At 53.0% G+C, this 17,514-nt stretch carries 13 protein-coding genes and 1 pseudogene; 9 read left to right on the top strand and 5 right to left on the bottom strand.

Translation table 11 applies throughout. From position 1 onward, the window contains the following. Positions 1-20 precede the first annotated feature (20 nt). The gene (locus CPA50_RS06050) at positions 21-518 is read right to left on the bottom strand and encodes an Lrp/AsnC family transcriptional regulator (protein WP_096781526.1); all 498 of its coding nucleotides are present in this window, start codon (positions 516-518) and stop codon (positions 21-23) included. A gap of 148 nt (positions 519-666) precedes the next feature. On the opposite strand from CPA50_RS06050, the gene leuA reads away from it, so the two are divergent. Continuing rightward, positions 667-2,361, top strand: a complete 1,695-nt coding sequence (leuA, locus tag CPA50_RS06055; RefSeq protein WP_096781527.1) for a 2-isopropylmalate synthase — start codon at positions 667-669, stop codon at positions 2,359-2,361. An 80-nt stretch (positions 2,362-2,441) separates the two neighbouring features. On the opposite strand, the gene CPA50_RS06060 is transcribed toward leuA, so the two are convergent. The 3 genes from CPA50_RS06060 to xseA form a co-directional block, all read right to left on the bottom strand. Next, positions 2,442-2,651, bottom strand: coding sequence for a cold-shock protein (locus tag CPA50_RS06060; RefSeq protein WP_096781528.1), 210 nt, complete (start codon positions 2,649-2,651; stop codon positions 2,442-2,444). A gap of 131 nt (positions 2,652-2,782) precedes the next feature. Continuing rightward, positions 2,783-4,675, bottom strand: a complete 1,893-nt coding sequence (locus CPA50_RS06065) for a propionyl-CoA synthetase (RefSeq protein ID WP_096781529.1) — start codon at positions 4,673-4,675, stop codon at positions 2,783-2,785. Between the two features lie 112 nt (positions 4,676-4,787). Further along, positions 4,788-6,146, bottom strand: coding sequence for an exodeoxyribonuclease VII large subunit (xseA, locus tag CPA50_RS06070; protein WP_413772142.1), 1,359 nt, complete (start codon positions 6,144-6,146; stop codon positions 4,788-4,790). Between the two features lie 220 nt (positions 6,147-6,366). Here xseA and guaB point away from each other — a divergent pair, with 220 nt between their 5' ends. The 3 genes and pseudogenes from guaB (at position 6,367) to CPA50_RS06085 (ending at position 10,937) form a co-directional block, all read left to right on the top strand. Beyond that, complete coding sequence (guaB, locus tag CPA50_RS06075; protein ID WP_096781531.1) at positions 6,367-7,830, top strand: IMP dehydrogenase; 1,464 nt, start codon at positions 6,367-6,369, stop codon at positions 7,828-7,830. Between the two features lie 62 nt (positions 7,831-7,892). After that, positions 7,893-9,470 (top strand): glutamine-hydrolyzing GMP synthase, encoded by a 1,578-nt coding sequence (gene guaA / locus CPA50_RS06080; RefSeq protein WP_096781532.1) that lies wholly within the window; start codon positions 7,893-7,895, stop codon positions 9,468-9,470. Between the two features lie 308 nt (positions 9,471-9,778). Further along, positions 9,779-10,937 (top strand): annotated as a pseudogene (locus CPA50_RS06085) (tyrosine-type recombinase/integrase). Here the strand turns inward: CPA50_RS06085 and CPA50_RS06090 are convergent. Then, positions 10,847-12,009, bottom strand: a protein-coding gene (locus CPA50_RS06090; RefSeq protein WP_096781533.1) for an IS3 family transposase whose coding sequence is annotated in 2 segments (ribosomal slippage) — positions 10,847-11,754 and positions 11,754-12,009 — 1,164 coding nt in all. Because the reading frame shifts where the segments join, the coding sequence is not laid out codon by codon here. The pseudogene CPA50_RS06085 and the gene CPA50_RS06090 overlap by 91 nt on opposite strands. Positions 12,010-12,249: 240 nt before the next feature. On the opposite strand from CPA50_RS06090, the gene CPA50_RS06095 reads away from it, so the two are divergent. Genes CPA50_RS06095 through CPA50_RS06115 form a run of 5 tightly spaced genes read left to right on the top strand, consistent with a single transcriptional unit; the run spans position 12,250 to position 17,514 of the window. Continuing rightward, on the top strand, positions 12,250-12,486 hold the full coding sequence (locus CPA50_RS06095) for a hypothetical protein (protein ID WP_096781534.1): 237 nt from the start codon (positions 12,250-12,252) through the stop codon (positions 12,484-12,486). Further along, positions 12,483-13,574 carry a DNA adenine methylase gene (locus CPA50_RS06100; RefSeq protein ID WP_096781535.1) on the top strand — a complete coding sequence of 364 codons (1,092 nt, stop codon included), beginning with the start codon at positions 12,483-12,485 and terminating at the stop codon, positions 13,572-13,574. The genes CPA50_RS06095 and CPA50_RS06100 overlap by 4 nt, the downstream gene beginning before the upstream one ends. After that, positions 13,571-15,799, top strand: a complete 2,229-nt coding sequence (locus CPA50_RS06105; protein ID WP_096781536.1) for an Eco57I restriction-modification methylase domain-containing protein — start codon at positions 13,571-13,573, stop codon at positions 15,797-15,799. Before CPA50_RS06100 ends, CPA50_RS06105 begins: the two co-directional genes overlap by 4 nt. Beyond that, entirely contained in the window at positions 15,792-16,388 is a 597-nt protein-coding gene (locus tag CPA50_RS06110; protein WP_096781537.1) for a hypothetical protein, read from the top strand. The genes CPA50_RS06105 and CPA50_RS06110 overlap by 8 nt, the downstream gene beginning before the upstream one ends. After that, entirely contained in the window at positions 16,378-17,514 is a 1,137-nt protein-coding gene (locus CPA50_RS06115) for an AAA family ATPase (protein WP_096781538.1), read from the top strand. The genes CPA50_RS06110 and CPA50_RS06115 overlap by 11 nt, the downstream gene beginning before the upstream one ends.

Below are 17,514 nucleotides of genomic sequence, written 5' to 3' on the forward strand. Positions count from 1 at the left end.
TACAGATGGCGAATGCTGCATCAGGACAAATACCCCAGCGGAAGGGCCGTACTGTCAATGACACGCCTCAGTACAAAGCTTGAGTGAACGCCGCTGACTCCCTGGATCCGGGTAATCCGGTTGAGCAGAAACTGGTGGTAGTGGTCCATGTCCGGTACCACTACTTTGAGCATGTAATCGGCATCGTGGCCGGTAACCAGGTAGCACTCCAGAACCTCAGGATATTCGCCTACTTTTTCTTCAAAGGCTGCGAATCGTTCAGGCGTGTGCCGGTCCATTCCTATCAGAATAATGGCTGTCAGGGACAGCCCCAGTTTTTTGTGATCAAGAATGGTTACCGTGCGCACAATGATGCCGGCATCCTCAAGCGCCCGAACACGCCTCAGGCAAGGTGAGGGCGATAGCCCCACTTTTTCTGCGAGTTGCTGGTTGGTCAGGGAGGCGTCTTTCTGTATCTGGTCCAGAATACGCCGGTCAGTTCTGTCGATTTGTATGAGTGTTTGAGTCTTTATAGGCATAAAATTGTCTGATTGTTCATTTTTGTGAAATTAATGACCTTTAAATTACGCTTTTGACTTTGAGTTAGCAATCACCTGCTTCAGAGAACAGGTTAAGCTTTAGGTTATTGATACACAGCCCCGAACAATGCAACGGAGAATGACAGACATGGCTTTTGATCATCGCAAATACCCGGCTTTCCGGCCCGTAGCAAAAACAGACCGCCGCTGGCCTGATAAGGTCATTGAAAAAGCACCCACCTGGTGTGCGGTGGACCTTCGCGATGGGAACCAGGCTCTGGTAAAGCCCATGAATGTTGCTCAGAAACAGCGCATGTTCGATTTGCTTGTAAAACTGGGGTTCAAGGAGATTGAAATCGGTTTTCCTGCGGCCAGTCAGCCGGATTTCGACTTCTGTCGCAAGCTCATTGAAGAAAACCGGATTCCCGACGATGTCAGAATCCAGGTGTTGACCCAGGCCAGACCGGAGTTGATCGAGCGCACCTATGAAGCGCTTGCGGGCGCCAGCCGCGCTATTGTTCACGTTTATAACTCCACCTCAACGGTGCAGCGGGAACAGGTGTTTGGTCTGGACCGGGCCGGGATTCTTGATATTGCAGTTAACGGTGCCCGGATGGTCAGGGATATTGCGGCGCTTAACCCGGGTACTGAGTGGACATTCCAGTACTCGCCAGAAAGCTTTACTGGTACTGAACTGGATTTTGCGGTTGAAGTTATAGATGCAGTAACCGACGTATGGCGCCCGGATGAAGGGCAGCCGGTTATCATCAACTTGCCTGCCACGGTGGAGATGGCTACTCCGAACGTGTTTGCAGATCAGATCGAATGGGTATGTGACAACATTCGCAGGCGGGAGCACCTCAGTATCAGTGTCCACACCCATAACGACCGGGGTTGTGGTGTGGCTGCGGCAGAACTGGCCGTTATGGCAGGTGCAGACCGCGTGGAAGGCACACTGATGGGTAACGGTGAGCGTACGGGTAACATGGATCTGGTGACCATGGCCATGAACCTGTATTCCCAGGGCATTGATCCGATGGTTGATTTGTCCAACATGGCGGAAATCACAGATGTTGTTGAAGCCTGCACTGAAATTTCGACTCACCCGCGCCATCCCTACGCTGGTGAACTGGTTTTCACTGCGTTTTCCGGAAGTCACCAGGACGCTATCCGCAAGTGTCTGGCGCGGAGAAAAGAAGGGGATATGTGGCACGTTGCCTACTTGCCAATAGATCCGTCTGATCTGGGTCGCCGATACGAAGAGGTTGTGCGTATCAACAGTCAGTCGGGCAAGGGTGGTGTTGCCTATGTTCTCGAACGGGATTACAACATCAGCCTGCCGCGCTGGTTGCAGATTGAGTTCAGCAAGTTGGTTCAGAAAGCTGCGGAGACTAACGGTGGCGAGATTGATTCAATGTCCATCCACGGTTTGTTCGAGCAGCGGTACCTGAAGGTCCACGAAGGCTGGGCGTTGCGTGCTTACGATTTGCACAGGGATGATCAGGGTGTGTTTGCTGAGGTAAGTTTCGGCAGTGAGCAGGCCCCCATACGTATTGAAGGCCGTGGTCTTGGCGCGGTAGAAGCAGTTTCGGCTGCCCTGCAAGACCGCTTTGGGTTTGCAATAGCCGTCGAAGCTTATGACGAGTTTGCATTGGGAGAGGGAACCCGGGCCAATGCGTTGGCTTGCATACGTCTGACTGCTGGTGGCAGGCATTGTAGTGCGGCAGCGTTGGCTGAGGACACAACCTCTGCGACTTTGCAGGCACTGTTTTCTGCCGTAGCCCAGGCGGCAGGTGAATCTTCAGATGAAGCAAGCTGTCAGGAAACTGCTATAACCGCTTAACTCAAAAAGAAAAAGCCGGCACAAGTGCCGGCTTTTTCTATCTTCTCGTTCCCGTGAGGGGCAGAGGACGAAAAATAACCTCAGACCGGGGTTACGTTTTCCGCCTGCGGACCTTTAGGGCCCTGTGTGACGGTAAACTGCACCTGCTGACCTTCTGTCAGAGTGCGGAAACCGCTGGAGGTAATGGCACTATAGTGTACGAAAACGTCACTACCACCATCCTGAGCTATGAATCCGAAACCCTTGGATTCGTTAAACCATTTTACGCTGCCTGTCTTTGTATCGGACATTGATCTTTCCTGTATTTCTGAGATTTCCCCCCACGGGGCACTGAAGATTTTCCACAGCAATTTCAGTATAGACCGAGTTTGGGGGGCGTCAATGTTTTTTGGATGCTTTTAAATCCTTTAAAAACAAAAAGTTAGACTTTTTTCAGTATGGTTCGCCCAAACTGTTCGCTGATCTCTTCAAGGATCGCCGGATCATCGATAGTGCTTGGGACTGCGTATTCCTCACCATCGGCAATCTGCCTGATAACACGCCGCAGAATCTTGCCTGAGCGAGTCTTTGGCAGACGGTCTACCACCAGGGCCCGACGGAAGCAGGCGATCGCACCGATTTTATCCCTTACCATCTCAATAAGTTCTTCCTCCAGCTCGTCGTGGTCGATGGTAGCGCCGTCTTTGATGAGCACCAGCCCGAGTGGGACCTGACCTTTCAGTTCATCGTGCGCACCTACCACGCAGCATTCTGCGATAGCTGGGTGGGAGGCAACCACTTCTTCCATTTCGCCGGTAGAGAGCCGGTGGCCTGCCACGTTAATCACATCGTCTGTTCGGCCCATAACAAAGACATAGCCGTCTTCATCAATAAAGCCGCCATCACCTGAACTGTAAAACCCGGGAATAGGATTGAGGTAGCTGTCCTGGAATCGCTGATCATCGCCCCATACTGTCATCAGGCATCCTGGCGGCAGTGGAAGTTTTACTGCGATCTGCCCTTGCTCTCCTGCTGGCATCTGACTGCCATCCAGGCTCACAACCTGTACGTTATATCCAGGGGAGGGAACGGTCGCCGAGCCGGGCTTGGTCTCCATTGTCTCGATTCCCACCGGGTTGCAGCAAATGGCCCAGCCGGTCTCTGTTTGCCACCAGTGATCCAGTACCGGGAGCTTGGTGTGTTCCCGGAGCCATTCGTAGGTTGGAGGGTCCAGGCGTTCACCGGCAAGGAAAATGCGCCGCAGGGAACTGATGTCATAGCGTGAAAGCTGATCGGCTTCCGGGTCTTCCTTGCGCACAGCGCGGAAAGCGGTAGGCGCTGTAAACAGAAGGTTTACGCCGTGATCCTGAACAACCCGCCAGAAAGCACCCGCATCGGGGGTTCTGACCGGCTTGCCTTCGTAAAGTATCGTTGTGCAGCCAGCAAACAGTGGGGCATAGACAATATAACTGTGGCCCACAACCCAGCCTACATCTGAAGCTGCCCAGAAGATGTCACCCGGGTTAGCGTCATACACCAGTTTCATACTGTATTTGAGAGCGACAGCATGCCCACCGTTGTCTCTGACAACACCTTTGGGCTTGCCTGTGGTGCCAGAGGTGTAAAGCACGTAAAGCGGGTCTGTTGCTTTCACTGGCACGGGATCAGCCGGCTCGGCGCTGGCTACCAGATCACTCCAGTCGTAATCACGGCCGGTTTGCATTTGGGCTTTAGCCTGCGGGCGCTGGTAGACAATGCAGAAATCCGGCTTATGTGAAGCCTGCTCAATGGCTTTGTCCACCAGGGGCTTGTATTCGATTACTTTTGTGATTTCTATGCCGCAGGAGGCCGTAATCACCGCTTTGGGTTTTGCGTCTTCAATCCGTACCGCGAGCTCGTGTGCTGCAAAACCGCCAAAGACTACTGAGTGAACGGCGCCAATACGGGCACAACCCAGCATCGCAATAGCGGCTTCCGGAATCATCGGCATATAGATGATTACCACGTCACCCTTGTTGATTCCCTGAGCTTTCAGGGCACCGGCAAAACGGGCAACTTCGTCAGTCAGCTCATTGTACGTATAGGTGCGTTTTGCACCCGTAACCGGTGAATCGTATATGAGGGCTTTCTGGTCGCCCCGGCCTGCCCGGACATTGGCGTCCAGCGCTATGTCGGATGTGTTGAGCATGCCATCAGGAAACCACTGGCCATGGCCGTTGTCGGTGGCTTGCCAGATGGTCTCTGGTGCTTGTGTCCAGTCGATCTTGCCTGCTTGTTCACGCCAGAAATCTTCCGGCTTGTCGATCGATCTCCGGAACTCTGAGTGGTAATCCATACATTCTGCCTCGTTGTGCCATTTGTTGTTTTGCTATCCGTATATTCCAACTTTAGGCGCTTTGAGACAGTGATCCAGTAGACCATAGGATTAGTTCGCAGGTTTTTTCAGGCTAGTTTTCGTCCACTTTGACGGAGGTCACTTTTGCGTCGATGGTTCCATGTGCTACGCGTGCAGAAATCCTGTCGCCGGAGGCGACATCAGTTGCATTCCGGATGATATTCCCGTGAGTGTCGCGAACGATGGCATACCCGCGCCCCAGCGTAGCCAGGGGGCTTACAACGTTGAGTGTTCCTGCGGTGTGCTCCAGACGGTCCTGTAGCTTTGTCAGGATTCCCTGTATGGCCTTGTCCAGCTGTGAAGCTGACCGGGCCATTATTTCACGGCTATCCGCGAGCTGTCTGCGAGGGGATTGCATGGCCAGTCGCTGGGCCAGGTGTGTACTGCTTGTCTGCGACCGTTCGAGGCGCTGGTGTATGGATTTGCCCAGTCGCAATTCCAGGTCGTCCAGCCTCTGGGATTTTTCCTGTAGTTCGCGCCTTGGGTCACGCAAACGTGCGGAGAGGTGTTCCAGTTTTGTCGTCAGTCTCTGCAGGGCTCTTCTGGCGGCATTTGCCAGCCGGAACTCTCTGTCGTTGATCTGGCGAAGCATATCACTCTGGTCGGGAGATACTTTCTCTGCCGCCGCAGATGGTGTGGGTGCTCGCAGATCCGCTACAAAATCTGCAATAGTTACGTCGGTCTCATGGCCGACGGCGCTCACCGTCGGAATAGGGCAGTCAGCTATGGCCCGTGCAACGGCTTCCTCATTGAAGCACCAGAGGTCCTCCAGAGAGCCGCCGCCGCGGCCGATGATCAATACGTCAGCTGCTCCATGTGCCCGGGCCAGCTCAATAGCCCTTACGATTTCCGCTGTCGCGGGCTGGCCCTGAACGGTTGTGGGGTAAAGCGTGACAGGTATGGCTGGGCAGCGGCGTGCCAGAACCGTGAGAATGTCGTGTATGGCCGCGCCGGTAGGAGAGGTAATAACGCCAATGTGTGCTGGCAATGTGGGAACCGGTTTTTTCCGGCCAGCTTCGAACAGTCCTTCTGACTGCAACTTACGCTTCAGCTCTTCGAAGGCTTGTTGCAGCGCTCCAAGGCCTGCCGGCTCCATATGCTCAACGATAACCTGGAAGTCGCCGCGGTTTTCGTACAGGGTGACCTTGCCGCGAATACGTACCTGGTCGCCTTCCTTCGGAATACTACGGATGCGTTGATTCATACCCCGGAACATGGCACAGCGCACCTGACACTTGCTGTCCTTCAGAGAGAAATACCAATGCCCGGACGAAGGCCGTGAAAAGCCCGATAACTCACCCTCTATCCACACTTGCATGAAGCTGGATTCCAGCAGGTGTCTGGCCTGATGGTTCAGTTCGCTGACGGTTAGCGCTCTGGGCCGGGTATCCTGAAACACGTGATTCACCAAAAGCTCCTGACCGGCGTATACGCAATAGCCGAAAAAAATGAGTGTAAAGTGCTTGAATTTCAACCGCATGCGGTTTTTGACAGGAAACAGCGCAGTTTACTGACCTGCGACACCTCTTTATAATAGCCCGATTACGCATTTTACTTTGCGGCTGCACCTTCTTTCCCTTCAGGTGCCGCACGGAAGGTTCAAATTTAGCACGTTCAAAAGGCCTATCCCAATGCTGCGAATTGCCGAAGAAGCTCTCACATTCGATGACGTTCTGCTGGTTCCCGGTTATTCCGAGGTTTTGCCCCACCAGGCAGATCTGCGTACCAGACTTACCCGGACCATTACGCTGAACATACCGCTGGTGTCAGCGGCTATGGACACCGTGACAGAGGCTGAGCTGGCCATAGCCATGGCACAGGAAGGCGGTATCGGCATCATGCACAAGAATATGAGCGCTGAGCAGCAGGCTGCAGCGGTACGCAAGGTCAAGAAGTTCGAAAGCGGCGTGGTCAAGGATCCTATTACTGTAAGCCCTCAGAATACAGTGCGTGAGCTTGTTGAAATCACGATGGCCAACAACATCTCCGGCCTTCCTGTTGTTGACGGTTCCGAGCTGGTTGGAATTGTCACCGGTCGGGACATCCGTTTTGAAAGCAGTATGGGTACACCGGTTCACCAGATTATGACGCCGAAAGAAAAACTGGTCACAGTAAAAGAAGGAGCCAGTGTCGATGAGGTCAAAGAGCTGCTGCACCGTCACCGGATTGAAAAAGTTCTGGTGGTGAATAACGACTTTCAGCTTCGGGGTCTGATTACTGCAAAAGACATCCAGAAATCCAAGGATTACCCACTGGCGTGCAAAGACAGCCAGGGGCGTTTACGTGTGGGTGCGGCGGTTGGTACCGGCGGTGACACCGAAGCGCGTATTGTTGCACTGGCAGATGCAGGCGTAGATGTGATTGTGGTGGACACCGCTCACGGCCACTCCCGTGGTGTGATTGAACGGGTACGCTGGATCAAACAGCACTACCCTGATTTGCAGGTGATTGGTGGCAACATCGCCACAGGCGAGGCGGCAATCGCTCTGGCTGATGCCGGTGCGGATGCAGTGAAAGTGGGTATTGGCCCCGGTTCTATCTGCACCACCCGTATTGTGGCTGGTGTGGGCGTGCCCCAGATTTCTGCGGTTTCCAGCGTCGCTGAAGCGCTGGCGGACCGTGATATTCCGTTGATCGCTGATGGTGGTGTACGTTTTTCCGGTGATATTGCCAAGGCAATAGTGGCTGGAGCCCATTGTGTAATGGTCGGCAGCCTGCTGGCGGGTACCGATGAAGCACCAGGGGAAATTGAACTGTACCAGGGCCGCAGTTACAAAGCATACCGCGGCATGGGTTCATTGGGCGCAATGGGGCAGGGCTCCAGTGACCGTTACTTCCAGGACGCCAGCAAGGGTATCGAGAAGCTTGTGCCTGAAGGAATTGAAGGACGTGTTGCCTGTAAGGGGCCGATGCGCAATATCATTCATCAGCTGATCGGCGGTCTGCGTGCATCCATGGGTTATACCGGAAGTGCGACCATGCCGGAAATGCGCACCAATCCCAAATTTGTTCGTATCACCGGTGCCGGTATGCGTGAAAGCCACGTACACGATGTAACCATCACCAAAGAATCACCAAACTACCGCGTCAGCTAAAAGCAGACAGCCCGGGTGCGGCTCCGACCGGAGTCGCACAGCTTATTTTTTCCGAGGATTCCATGGCCCACAATATTCATGACCACCGTATCCTGATTCTGGATTTCGGTTCCCAGTACACCCAGCTTATTGCCCGCCGTGTGCGTGAAGTTGGTGTGTACTGCGAAGTCCGCGCTTTTGATATCACAGATGAAGAACTGCAGGCGTTTAATCCCAAAGGTATTTTGCTGGCCGGCGGCCCTGAATCCGTTACTGAGCTTGGCGGGCCGCGTGCTCCTGAAGGTCTGTTTGATCTTGGTATTCCCGTGCTTGGCATCTGCTACGGCATGCAGACCATGGCCGAGCAGTTGGGTGGACGTGTGGCCAGTTCTGAAAAACGCGAATTTGGCTATGCGCAGGTGAAAGTTCGCGCCAAGGGCCCTCTGTTGCAGGACATTACCGATCACCTGACTTCTACCGGTGAGTCCCTGCTGGATGTGTGGATGAGCCATGGTGATAAGGTTGTGGCCATGCCTGAGGGCTTTGAGCTGCTGGCGTCCACCGAGAGTGCCCCGATTGCTGCCATGCAGGATCTGTCACGTAACCTTTACGGCCTCCAGTTCCATCCGGAAGTAACCCACACCCTGCAGGGCAAACGTATTCTGGAGCACTTTGTGCTGTCTATCTGTGGCTGCGAAGCCCTATGGACGCCTGCGAAGATTGTTGACGACGCTGTACAGAAGATCCGCAAGCAGGTGGGTACTGACAAGGTGCTGCTGGGCTTGTCGGGTGGCGTAGATTCTTCCGTTACTGCTGCATTGCTGCACAAAGCCATTGGCGACCAGTTGACCTGTGTATTCGTCGATAATGGCCTGCTTCGCCTGAATGAAGGCGATCAGGTAATGGATATGTTTGGCAGCAGCATGGGCGTTAAAGTCATTCGTGCAGATGCTGAAGAGCGCTTTCTGACTAATCTCAAAGGCGTCAGCGATCCCGAGAAAAAGCGCAAGATTATCGGCAACACCTTCATTGATGTGTTCGATGAGGAAGCCACGCGTATTAAAGATGTGAACTGGCTGGCTCAGGGCACCATCTATCCGGACGTGATCGAATCGGCCGCCTCCAAGACAGGCAAAGCTCACGTAATCAAGTCTCATCACAACGTGGGTGGCTTGCCTGAAACCATGAAGATGAAGCTGGTTGAGCCTTTGCGGGAGCTTTTCAAGGATGAAGTCCGTCGCATCGGACTTGAGCTGGGCCTGCCATACGATATGGTCTACCGCCACCCGTTCCCGGGGCCAGGCCTTGGTGTGCGGATTCTGGGCGAAGTCAAAAAAGAATACGCCGATATTCTGCGTTGCGCCGACGCCATTTTTCTGGAAGAACTGCACAGGGCCGATCTGTACCACAAAACCAGTCAGGCGTTTGCTGTGTTCCTGCCAGTCAAGTCTGTGGGCGTAGTTGGTGATGCCCGTCGATATGAGTGGGTTGTTGCACTTCGCGCCGTTGAGACCATTGATTTCATGACAGCTCGCTGGGCGCACCTGCCTTACGATCTTCTTGAAACGGTTTCCAACCGTATTATCAATGAAATTAGCGGAATATCCCGCGTAACCTACGACGTCTCGTCCAAGCCGCCGGCGACCATTGAGTGGGAATGATCACACGTTAGGTACTAGCTGGTACTAACTGGCATTAAATGATACTTAAGCCCATGTTTTCATGGGCTTTTTTATTTTTATGTCTGGCAGTGTTTGGCAACTGATGGCAGCGGGAAGCACCGCTTGAGCGTGGTATCCAAGGTGGTATTATCGAGACATGATGCCATGAGTGATAGCCGATACCATGCTGCTTGATCCTTTGTGTTCATGGTATCGAAATTATTTAAATATCTGTTTTTATTGATTTTAATTCCATATTTTCGGGTGATCTTCCAGCATGGTATTGGAATCGAAGAAGGATAAGACTCTTGCTGACCGATACCAAGCTGCGCAACCTCAAGCCGAGGGATAAACTCTACAAAGTGAATGACCGGGATGGCCTCTATGTGGCTGTCACTCCTGCCGGTTCTATCTCATTCCGTTACAACTACTCGATCAATGGCAGGCAAGAGACAATCACCTTTGGTCGCTATGGCGTTGGGGGGATCACTCTGGCAGAAGCCCGTGAGAGACTTGGTGAAGCCAAGCGGATGGTCGCCGATGGAAAGTCGCCAGCGAAGGAGAAGGCCAGAGACAAGGCGCGTGTTAAAGGGGCTGTAACCTTTGGTGCCTGGGCGGAAAAGTGGCTACGTGGCTACCAGATGGTCGACTCTACCCGTGATATCCGCCGCTCGGTTTATACGAGAGAGCTGGAAACGAAATTCGGCAATCAGAAGCTGACCGAAATCACCCACGAGGACTTGCGAGCACTAACCGACGCCATCGTAGAGCGCGGTGCGCCTGCTACGGCGGTTCATGCGCGTGAGATTGTACTCCAAGTATACCGCTGGGCGACTGAGCGAGGCCAAAAAGTTGAGAACCCGGCAGACCTGGTTAGGCCAGCAAGCATTGCCAGGTTTGAGCCGCGGGATAGAACCCTGACGCCCGAAGAAATCAGCTTGGAGTGAAATCAACTTTAGCGAAGCGCTCTGGACGATCCCCAAAGAACGGATGAAGCGGCGAAACCCTCACATGGTGTTTCTATCCAGGCAGGCCATGGACATCCTCATCGCTTTGAAGACCTTCTCCGGAGGATCGGAGTATGTTCTGCCGTCACGCTACGATTTTGACGTCCCCATGAGTAGTGCCACGCTGAACCGGGTAATGACGATGACTTACAAGCTGGCTCAGAAAGAGGGGCAGCCGCTTGCTAAATTCGGCCCGCACGACCTGAGACGAACAGCCAGTACCTTGCTTCATGAAGCCGGTTACAACACCGACTGGATAGAGAAATGCTTGGCACATGAGCAAAAAGGTGTGAGGGCGATATATAACAAAGCCGAGTATCGTGATCAGCGTACATCTATGTTGCAGGACTGGGCGGATATGTGTAGTGGTCAACTGATTCCGGACACGGATTTAAGTTTTTCTTCCGCCAGCGCCGGAGCGATTCCACCATTGAGGGTATGCGGCCGCTCAGTGTTGTAATACCCCATTAGATAGCTGCTGATATCTTTCTTAGCAGCCGTCAGGCTGGGATAGCCCATCGCCGGCACCCACTCTGTTTTCCGGCTCCGGAACAGGCGCTCCATTGGCGCGTTGTCCCAGCAGTTACCTCGGCGGCTCATGCTCTGCACCATGCGGTAGCGCCAGAGCCTTTGCCGGAACTTGCGGCTGACATACTGAGTCCCTTGATCAGAATGGAACATGACTTTCTCCGGACGTCCTCGCTGCTCCCATGCATGATCCAAGGCCTGAACAACCAAGTCCGCATCTGCCGTGTCAGACATCGCCCAACCAACCACGCGACGGGCATATAGATCCAGCACCACCGCCAGATAGCTCCAGCGCTGGCCAGTCCAGATATAGGTAATATCACCACACCAGACTTGGTCCGGCTGTGGCACATCAAACTCGCGATCCAGCCGGTTGGGAATGTCCAGCCGCTCCACTGTGGCGCGTTTATAGGCGTGAGATCCTGGCTGCTTGCAGACCAAGCCTAACTCGCCCATCAGCCGGCGCACCTTGAAGCGACCGATCTCAATGCCTTGGTCGTTCAGCAAGCCCTGTATGGTGCGACTGCCTGCGGAGCTGCGGCTTTTGTTGAACATCTCGTTAACCCGGGCTCTCAGGGCCACACGCTCAGCATCCACGCGCTGTATCCTCTGGCGATGTTCGTAGTAGCACGAACGGTTGATACCAAAGGCTGCGCACAGCATGTCGACCGGAGCCTGCTCTCTCAACTGGTCAATCAGCGTGTACGTTTCCAGTCGTCCGACATCAAGAGAGCGGTAGCCTTTTTTAATATAGATTTCTCCATTTCCAGCCGCCGGCACCGGTCTTCCAACTCCTGAATTCGCTGCTGCTCCGGCGTTATAGCTTTGCCTTTGGGGGTGACACCTTGTCGTTCATCGCTGAGCTGCTGAACCCAGCGACGCAATGCTGATTCACCAACGCCCATAGATGAGCTGGCCTGGGCAATGCTGTAGCCCTGGTCGAGCACAAGACTGGCGGTTTCCTGTTTGAATTCAGGGGTAAACGTACGTCGCTTTCTAGTCATCGAACACCTCTCAATGGCGAGCATTCTCGCCTAAATAGGTGTCCGGTTTCATTAGACCACTACAAAGCAATGTCGCATTGAGGCGAGGTAATGGTCGTTCGAGCAAGCAGTAGTTGCCTCGAGCTGTCAGCCGAACTGGCCCAGTCGCTAGTCTCCAAAGCGTCTTGAGGAGCACCCTGGCGAAGTCTCGGTTAGTTATGTAGAATAACGCCATTGCACAGACATTTGCGGGGCGCCTTAATGAAATTTGCTGATGTCAAGAGTGAGACTCTGAACTTGCGCGTCTCCCCTACCTTCAAGCGAGCCTTGAAGGAGGCTGCAGACAATGAACAACGCAGCATGGTGAACATGCTTGAGGTGTTGTTAAGTGATTATTGCGACCGTAAAGGGATCGAGCTTACTGACCTCCAAGCTATACCTCCGGCCGACAAACGGGCACGTACAGGCCAAAGAACTCATGCCGAGGCTTCTGTATGACCTTCCGCTATTTGGGCTCGAAGTCTAGGCTCATAGATCAAATTACTGTTTATATGCCCCCCCCAAAAGAGGGGGCATTCTTTGTGGATGCCTTCTGTGGGACAGGTGTGGTGGCTGAAGCGGCCGCAGCTTTGGGCTGGAACGTCCGCATCAACGACAATCTTTACTCGGCGGTAATCTCCGCAGGGGCTCGCCTTACCAGCAAGAAACAGGCGGCTTTCAAGAAGCTTGGTGGTTATGAGAAAGCCATTGCCAAGCTCAATGCTACTGAGCCCAAAAATGGTTTCATTTGGCGTGAGTACAGTCCTGCGTCGTTTGACTCATGTGGTATTGAGCGTCGCTATTTCACGCAAGACAATGCAGCTCGAATCGATGCCATGCGCTCCCTTATAGCTGATTGGAGTGGATCGGGGACTATTGATGAGTTGGAAGAGCGACTACTGATCGCAGATCTCTTTGGCGCGTTGAATCGGGTAGCTAATATTGCAGGCACCTTCGGCTGCTTCCTGTCTAAGTGGACAACTCAATCACAAGGCAAGATTGCTATGCGCTGTCGTGAACTTAAAGAGAGTTGTGTGCGAGTAGAAGCTACAGTAGGTGATGTGTTTAATGTGCCTAATGCCGCACAGGACTTAGTGTACCTAGACCCGCCATATACCAAGCGCCAGTATGCCAGCTACTACCACATTCTTGAAACGGTGGCTCTAGGTGACGAGCCTGAGGTTACTGGCGTGGCAGGCCTGCGTCCCTGGAAAGACCGGGCGTCTGACTTTTGCTATAAGACTCGCGCTCTGAAAACTCTCTCGCGTTTGGTGCAGAGTCTGAAGTCTCAGAAGGTGCTTCTTTCGTACAGTAGTGAAGGGCATATTTCTATGCAGGACATGAAAACTGAGCTTTCCAAAATCGGTAAGTCTACCATGCATCCTCTAGGGGCGATTGGGCGCTATCGTCCAAACAAGGTTGCCAGCAGTACAGGGTCGGAAGTGAACGAATTTTTGGTAGTAGTTGAGCGACCCATGTTTCAGCTTTCAGGTGCACAACCGAAGGTTGTTAAGGCCAGATCTATCCTTGTAGAGAACTATGCATGAGTGCTCCTAGGCCGCTTGAAGCTGAGTATCTAGCCCCAGCAGAAGCTGCTCTTACCAAAGCCGTTGGCGGTAGCCAAGGGCCATTAAGCTTTGAGCTTCGTCTTCAAGTGTTGGAGGCTACTTCTTCGCGTTTCGGTGGGTTTGACCTAGCAGCTTTTCACAAGGCCTTTGGAGTGCAAAGTAAGCGGCCAGCTGCCGAACTCTTGGAGCTTTCGGCTCCAGTGGCAAGTGCTATTGAACGTTCGCCCATTCATCCAGCACTGGCACTTAGTGCATTGGCACGCGAGACGTTGCATGAAAATGATCGAAAGAACACGGGGGCCTATCATACGGACTTCCGACTGGCCTCACGACTGGCGCAGCTTGCCGCTCCTAAACTGACCTACAAGAGTAAGGTCATTGACCCTGCTGGTGGCGCGGGAATTTTACTCGCGGCCCTGACTCATGCTGTGTGTGGCATGGATCGGGCAAAGGCGGCACATTGGCTTGCTCATGGGGTGTATGCAGCGGATTTGTCGGTAAACTCGCTGCGTGCGGCACTACTGAGCCTTGCCTCCTTCACGGATGACGTGGCAGCACTTAAAACCATGCGGTCGCACTGGTACTGTGGTGATAGTTTGATGGCCGAGGACAAGGTCTGGGCAGCCATGGCCCCTGAGGGCTTTGATGCTGTGATCGGCAACCCTCCTTGGGAAAAGGTCAAGCTCTCACGCCATGAATTTATGAAGTCCTCGGGAACGCAGCGGCACTATGGGGCTCAGATTCACGGGCTCGATGAAGAGAGCTTTGCTATCCAGCGCGATGAGGTTGCTAACTATTCACGGCGGCTGTTGGCTCGTTATCCAGTTCTTGGCAGTGGTGAGCCCGATCTTTATATCGCTTTTACAGACCTCTTTTTTGAGCTTTGTAAGGGGCAGGGCATCGTGGCCGCCTTGATCCCCGGCGGGCTAATTCGCTCGCAAGGTACACAGGTGGTACGCCAGAAAATTTTCGAAGCAAGCCAAAGTGTGTCCTTGTCAATCATCGATAACCGAGCCCGATTTTTCGCCATTGATACACGTTTCAAATTTTTGGCTGTCGCCTTGGTTAAGGGTGGTCTTAAGAAGAGCAAGCGCGAGCCTATCCAGCTCTTGCATGAGCGGGGCACTGCTACGGGTTTGGAGACCACGGGCACGGCCACCATTGGCCGTACTGCACTGGCGGCTGTTCGAGCTGACCTAAGCCTTCCAGAAATCCGCAGCGTGGCTGAGTGGAAGCTCTTTTCGAAAATCGTTGAGGCGGGTATCTCGTGGGAAGAGCCTGGCAGCGGTTGGACCCCTAAATTTTGTCGTGAGGTTGATATGACCAAGGAACGTTCTAAATTCCTCAGTCATTCTACTTCTGGAGCTGTGCCTCTTGTGGAAGGGCGTATGGTGCAGGCCCATCGTTTCGGCGTGAAGGGGCATGTATCAGGCTCAGGCCGCAGTGCTCGATGGGAGACCTATCCCATCGGAGGATCACGTCTGTCACCTCAGTTTTGGATTCGCCCTTCGGACATCCCCCGAGCTAATCAGCATCGTATTGATTTACTGCGTGTAGGCTTTTGCGACATTGCGGGACAGACCAATGAGCGTTCTCTCATGGCTGCTTTGATTCCTGCTGGTGTGGTATGCGGCAACAAGGTGCCCACGATCCTCTTTCCTGAAGATCCATCAGAAGAACGCCTGTTGGTCTGGGTGGCCATCGCTAATAGCTTCGTATTTGATTGGATGCTCAGGCGTGTACTCACAACTACAGTGAATTATTTCCTACTTCAAAGTATTCCATTGCCAAGGCTCGCTAAGGGTGGCTTACCATGGCAAAAGCTCGTGATTGCATCGAGAGAATTACGCACTATCGATAATGCTGGGGCGACTCATGAGACTTGTGAACGGATGGCTCAGCTAAGAGCGGAAATAGATGCAGAAGTAGCTGTGGCTTATGGGCTCAATCTGAAGGATATGGAGCTAGTGCTTCAAGACTTTTCAATTTTGGATAGGGGTCAATTGGCGCTTTCAGGAGAGGCCAAATCTACAATTACCCAAGACACTGTTTTGGCCGCAATGGCGAAACGCACAGCAAGTCACTCTACAGTTTGGAGTCACCGCGTAGAAGAGGCTCGTGCTTTGGGAGCCATGGCCTATGTGCCCTCAGAGCTTGCTCTGAGTAGCGAAGAAATAGAAGAAGGAGCAAAAAAAGGTGGCTAATGGAGTAAGGCAGGTAGCCCGTATTCTTTATAAAGAAATTGTACCAGGGGATATCAGGAAAATCTTGGCACAGTCCAACGATTCTGACACAGGAGGTGGGGCGCGTGATTTTCGCTTCGGTTCTTACAAGTCGTTGCTGCCAGCTATCCAGCAAATGTTTCCGAATACAGTTAAGGAAAAGCGGAAACGAGATGGTGTGGTCGAGCATGTTGACGTCTTCCAGGGAGAGTTTTTTTGGTACAACGATAAGGGAGAAGTTGAGCACAAAGAGTCTTTCTTTGAGCCACCTACTGATGTGCGTCCTTCGGAAGGGCGTATTGCTCGTGTTCATGAATACGGATGCTTCGATACTAATCGCCTACCCCAAGGGGGGGTAGATAACCGTGTTCTGCTCCTTTTAATCCAGCTTTACGACGGGTCGGTGTGGCCTTTCTATGTCGAAGAGAAAACACTACGCATCAGAGGTAAGTGGGATCCAGTGGTAGCTGAAGAAATGCTGAACTGTTTGAACGCTAAGCGTGCTGCCAATCGGGCGGTGATCGGTTACCGAGATTTTACCAGTCTGGATAGGTACTGCAATGGTAAGTGAAGTCTGCGAGCAGGCCTTAAAGCTCCTTTGTCGGTCGCGCAACGTGTTAATCTCTGGGCCACCCGGCACGGGAAAGTCGAGGCTGCTGGCCGAAGTTGCCTTCGCGTTTGAAACGGCCTTTGGCATTTCTCCCGCCAGTGAATATCCACAACTCAATCCTGTGGACGGCATACCTATCCCACCTACCGCAGGAAATGCTAATAATGATATTCCTGCACCCACAAAGATGAATCGTAAAGTATTTCGGACAGTTTTTCACCAAAACTCCAAATATCGTGATTTTGTGTCCGGCATTACGCCAACGATCAATAAAAGCGTGGGGGGCGCGGACTTTTCTATCGTCAAGGGCACCCTTTACAGAGCAAGTGAACACGCCAAGTTGCCCAATGGGGCAGCGCTTTTGATTATTGATGAAATTAATCGAGGGCCCGCTGTACAGGTTTTTGGTGGCGCGATTGTGGCCGTAGAGTCTGACAAGCGGCTATCTGCGGATGGAACCAAGCGGGCCGAAACTCAATTTTTTGAAATACTCGATCCATGCAGTGGTGAAATTGTTGAGTACGCGTTGCCTCATGACTTGTATATATTGGCAGCGATGAACCAGGCTGACGCTTCAGTTGAACCCTTGGATGTGGCTTTCCTGCGTCGGTGGGAGCCCTTACGTCTTGAGCCTGATGAGAAGACCTTGAGGGCCTTTTATGGTCTCGCGACCAAAGGGAACGATGTGCTTCCTATTCTCCCGACTGGTGTGGTCGATGCTTTGGAAGCGTCGGTGAGAGCATGGGTGGCAGTCAATGAACAAATTGCCTTGGGCCGTGGCCCTGAGTTTCAAATCGGTCATGGTGTGCTCATGTCTGATGTAAACCCGCAGGCGATTTCGTTACAAGAAGTGTTGGGTGCGCTTTGTGTTGGTTGGGCCAAAGTGAGGGCGCATGTAGAGGAAGTTTTCTTCGGCGACACAAGAGGCATTGCAGCTACTCTCAATGCGCTGGATGGGCCTTCTTTTAATCCGTTCAAACTTACGGAAACGACTTTTGCAGATGACTTAAGGCTTCGGCTAGAAGGCCCCCCCAATTTTACCGAGAACGACATTTACTCTACGCTAAGAGCTTTTGCTAGGGAGTAG

This window comes from Marinobacter sp. ANT_B65 (genome assembly GCF_002407605.1).
Lineage (GTDB): Bacteria > Pseudomonadota > Gammaproteobacteria > Pseudomonadales > Oleiphilaceae > Marinobacter.

What these genes read in the sequence shown, in the direction of transcription:
- leuA (WP_096781527.1), top strand. Translation starts at nt 667, where the DNA reads ATGGCTTTTGATCATCGCAAATACCCGGCTTTCCGGCCCGTAGCAAAA.
- CPA50_RS06065 (WP_096781529.1), bottom strand. Translation starts at nt 4,675, where the DNA reads ATGGATTACCACTCAGAGTTCCGGAGATCGATCGACAAGCCGGAAGAT.
- CPA50_RS06100 (WP_096781535.1), top strand. Translation starts at nt 12,483, where the DNA reads ATGACCTTCCGCTATTTGGGCTCGAAGTCTAGGCTCATAGATCAAATT.
- CPA50_RS06115 (WP_096781538.1), top strand. Translation starts at nt 16,378, where the DNA reads ATGGTAAGTGAAGTCTGCGAGCAGGCCTTAAAGCTCCTTTGTCGGTCG.
- guaB (WP_096781531.1), top strand. Translation starts at nt 6,367, where the DNA reads ATGCTGCGAATTGCCGAAGAAGCTCTCACATTCGATGACGTTCTGCTG.
- CPA50_RS06050 (WP_096781526.1), bottom strand. Translation starts at nt 518, where the DNA reads ATGCCTATAAAGACTCAAACACTCATACAAATCGACAGAACTGACCGG.
- CPA50_RS06095 (WP_096781534.1), top strand. Translation starts at nt 12,250, where the DNA reads ATGAAATTTGCTGATGTCAAGAGTGAGACTCTGAACTTGCGCGTCTCC.
- CPA50_RS06105 (WP_096781536.1), top strand. Translation starts at nt 13,571, where the DNA reads ATGAGTGCTCCTAGGCCGCTTGAAGCTGAGTATCTAGCCCCAGCAGAA.
- guaA (WP_096781532.1), top strand. Translation starts at nt 7,893, where the DNA reads ATGGCCCACAATATTCATGACCACCGTATCCTGATTCTGGATTTCGGT.
- CPA50_RS06060 (WP_096781528.1), bottom strand. Translation starts at nt 2,651, where the DNA reads ATGTCCGATACAAAGACAGGCAGCGTAAAATGGTTTAACGAATCCAAG.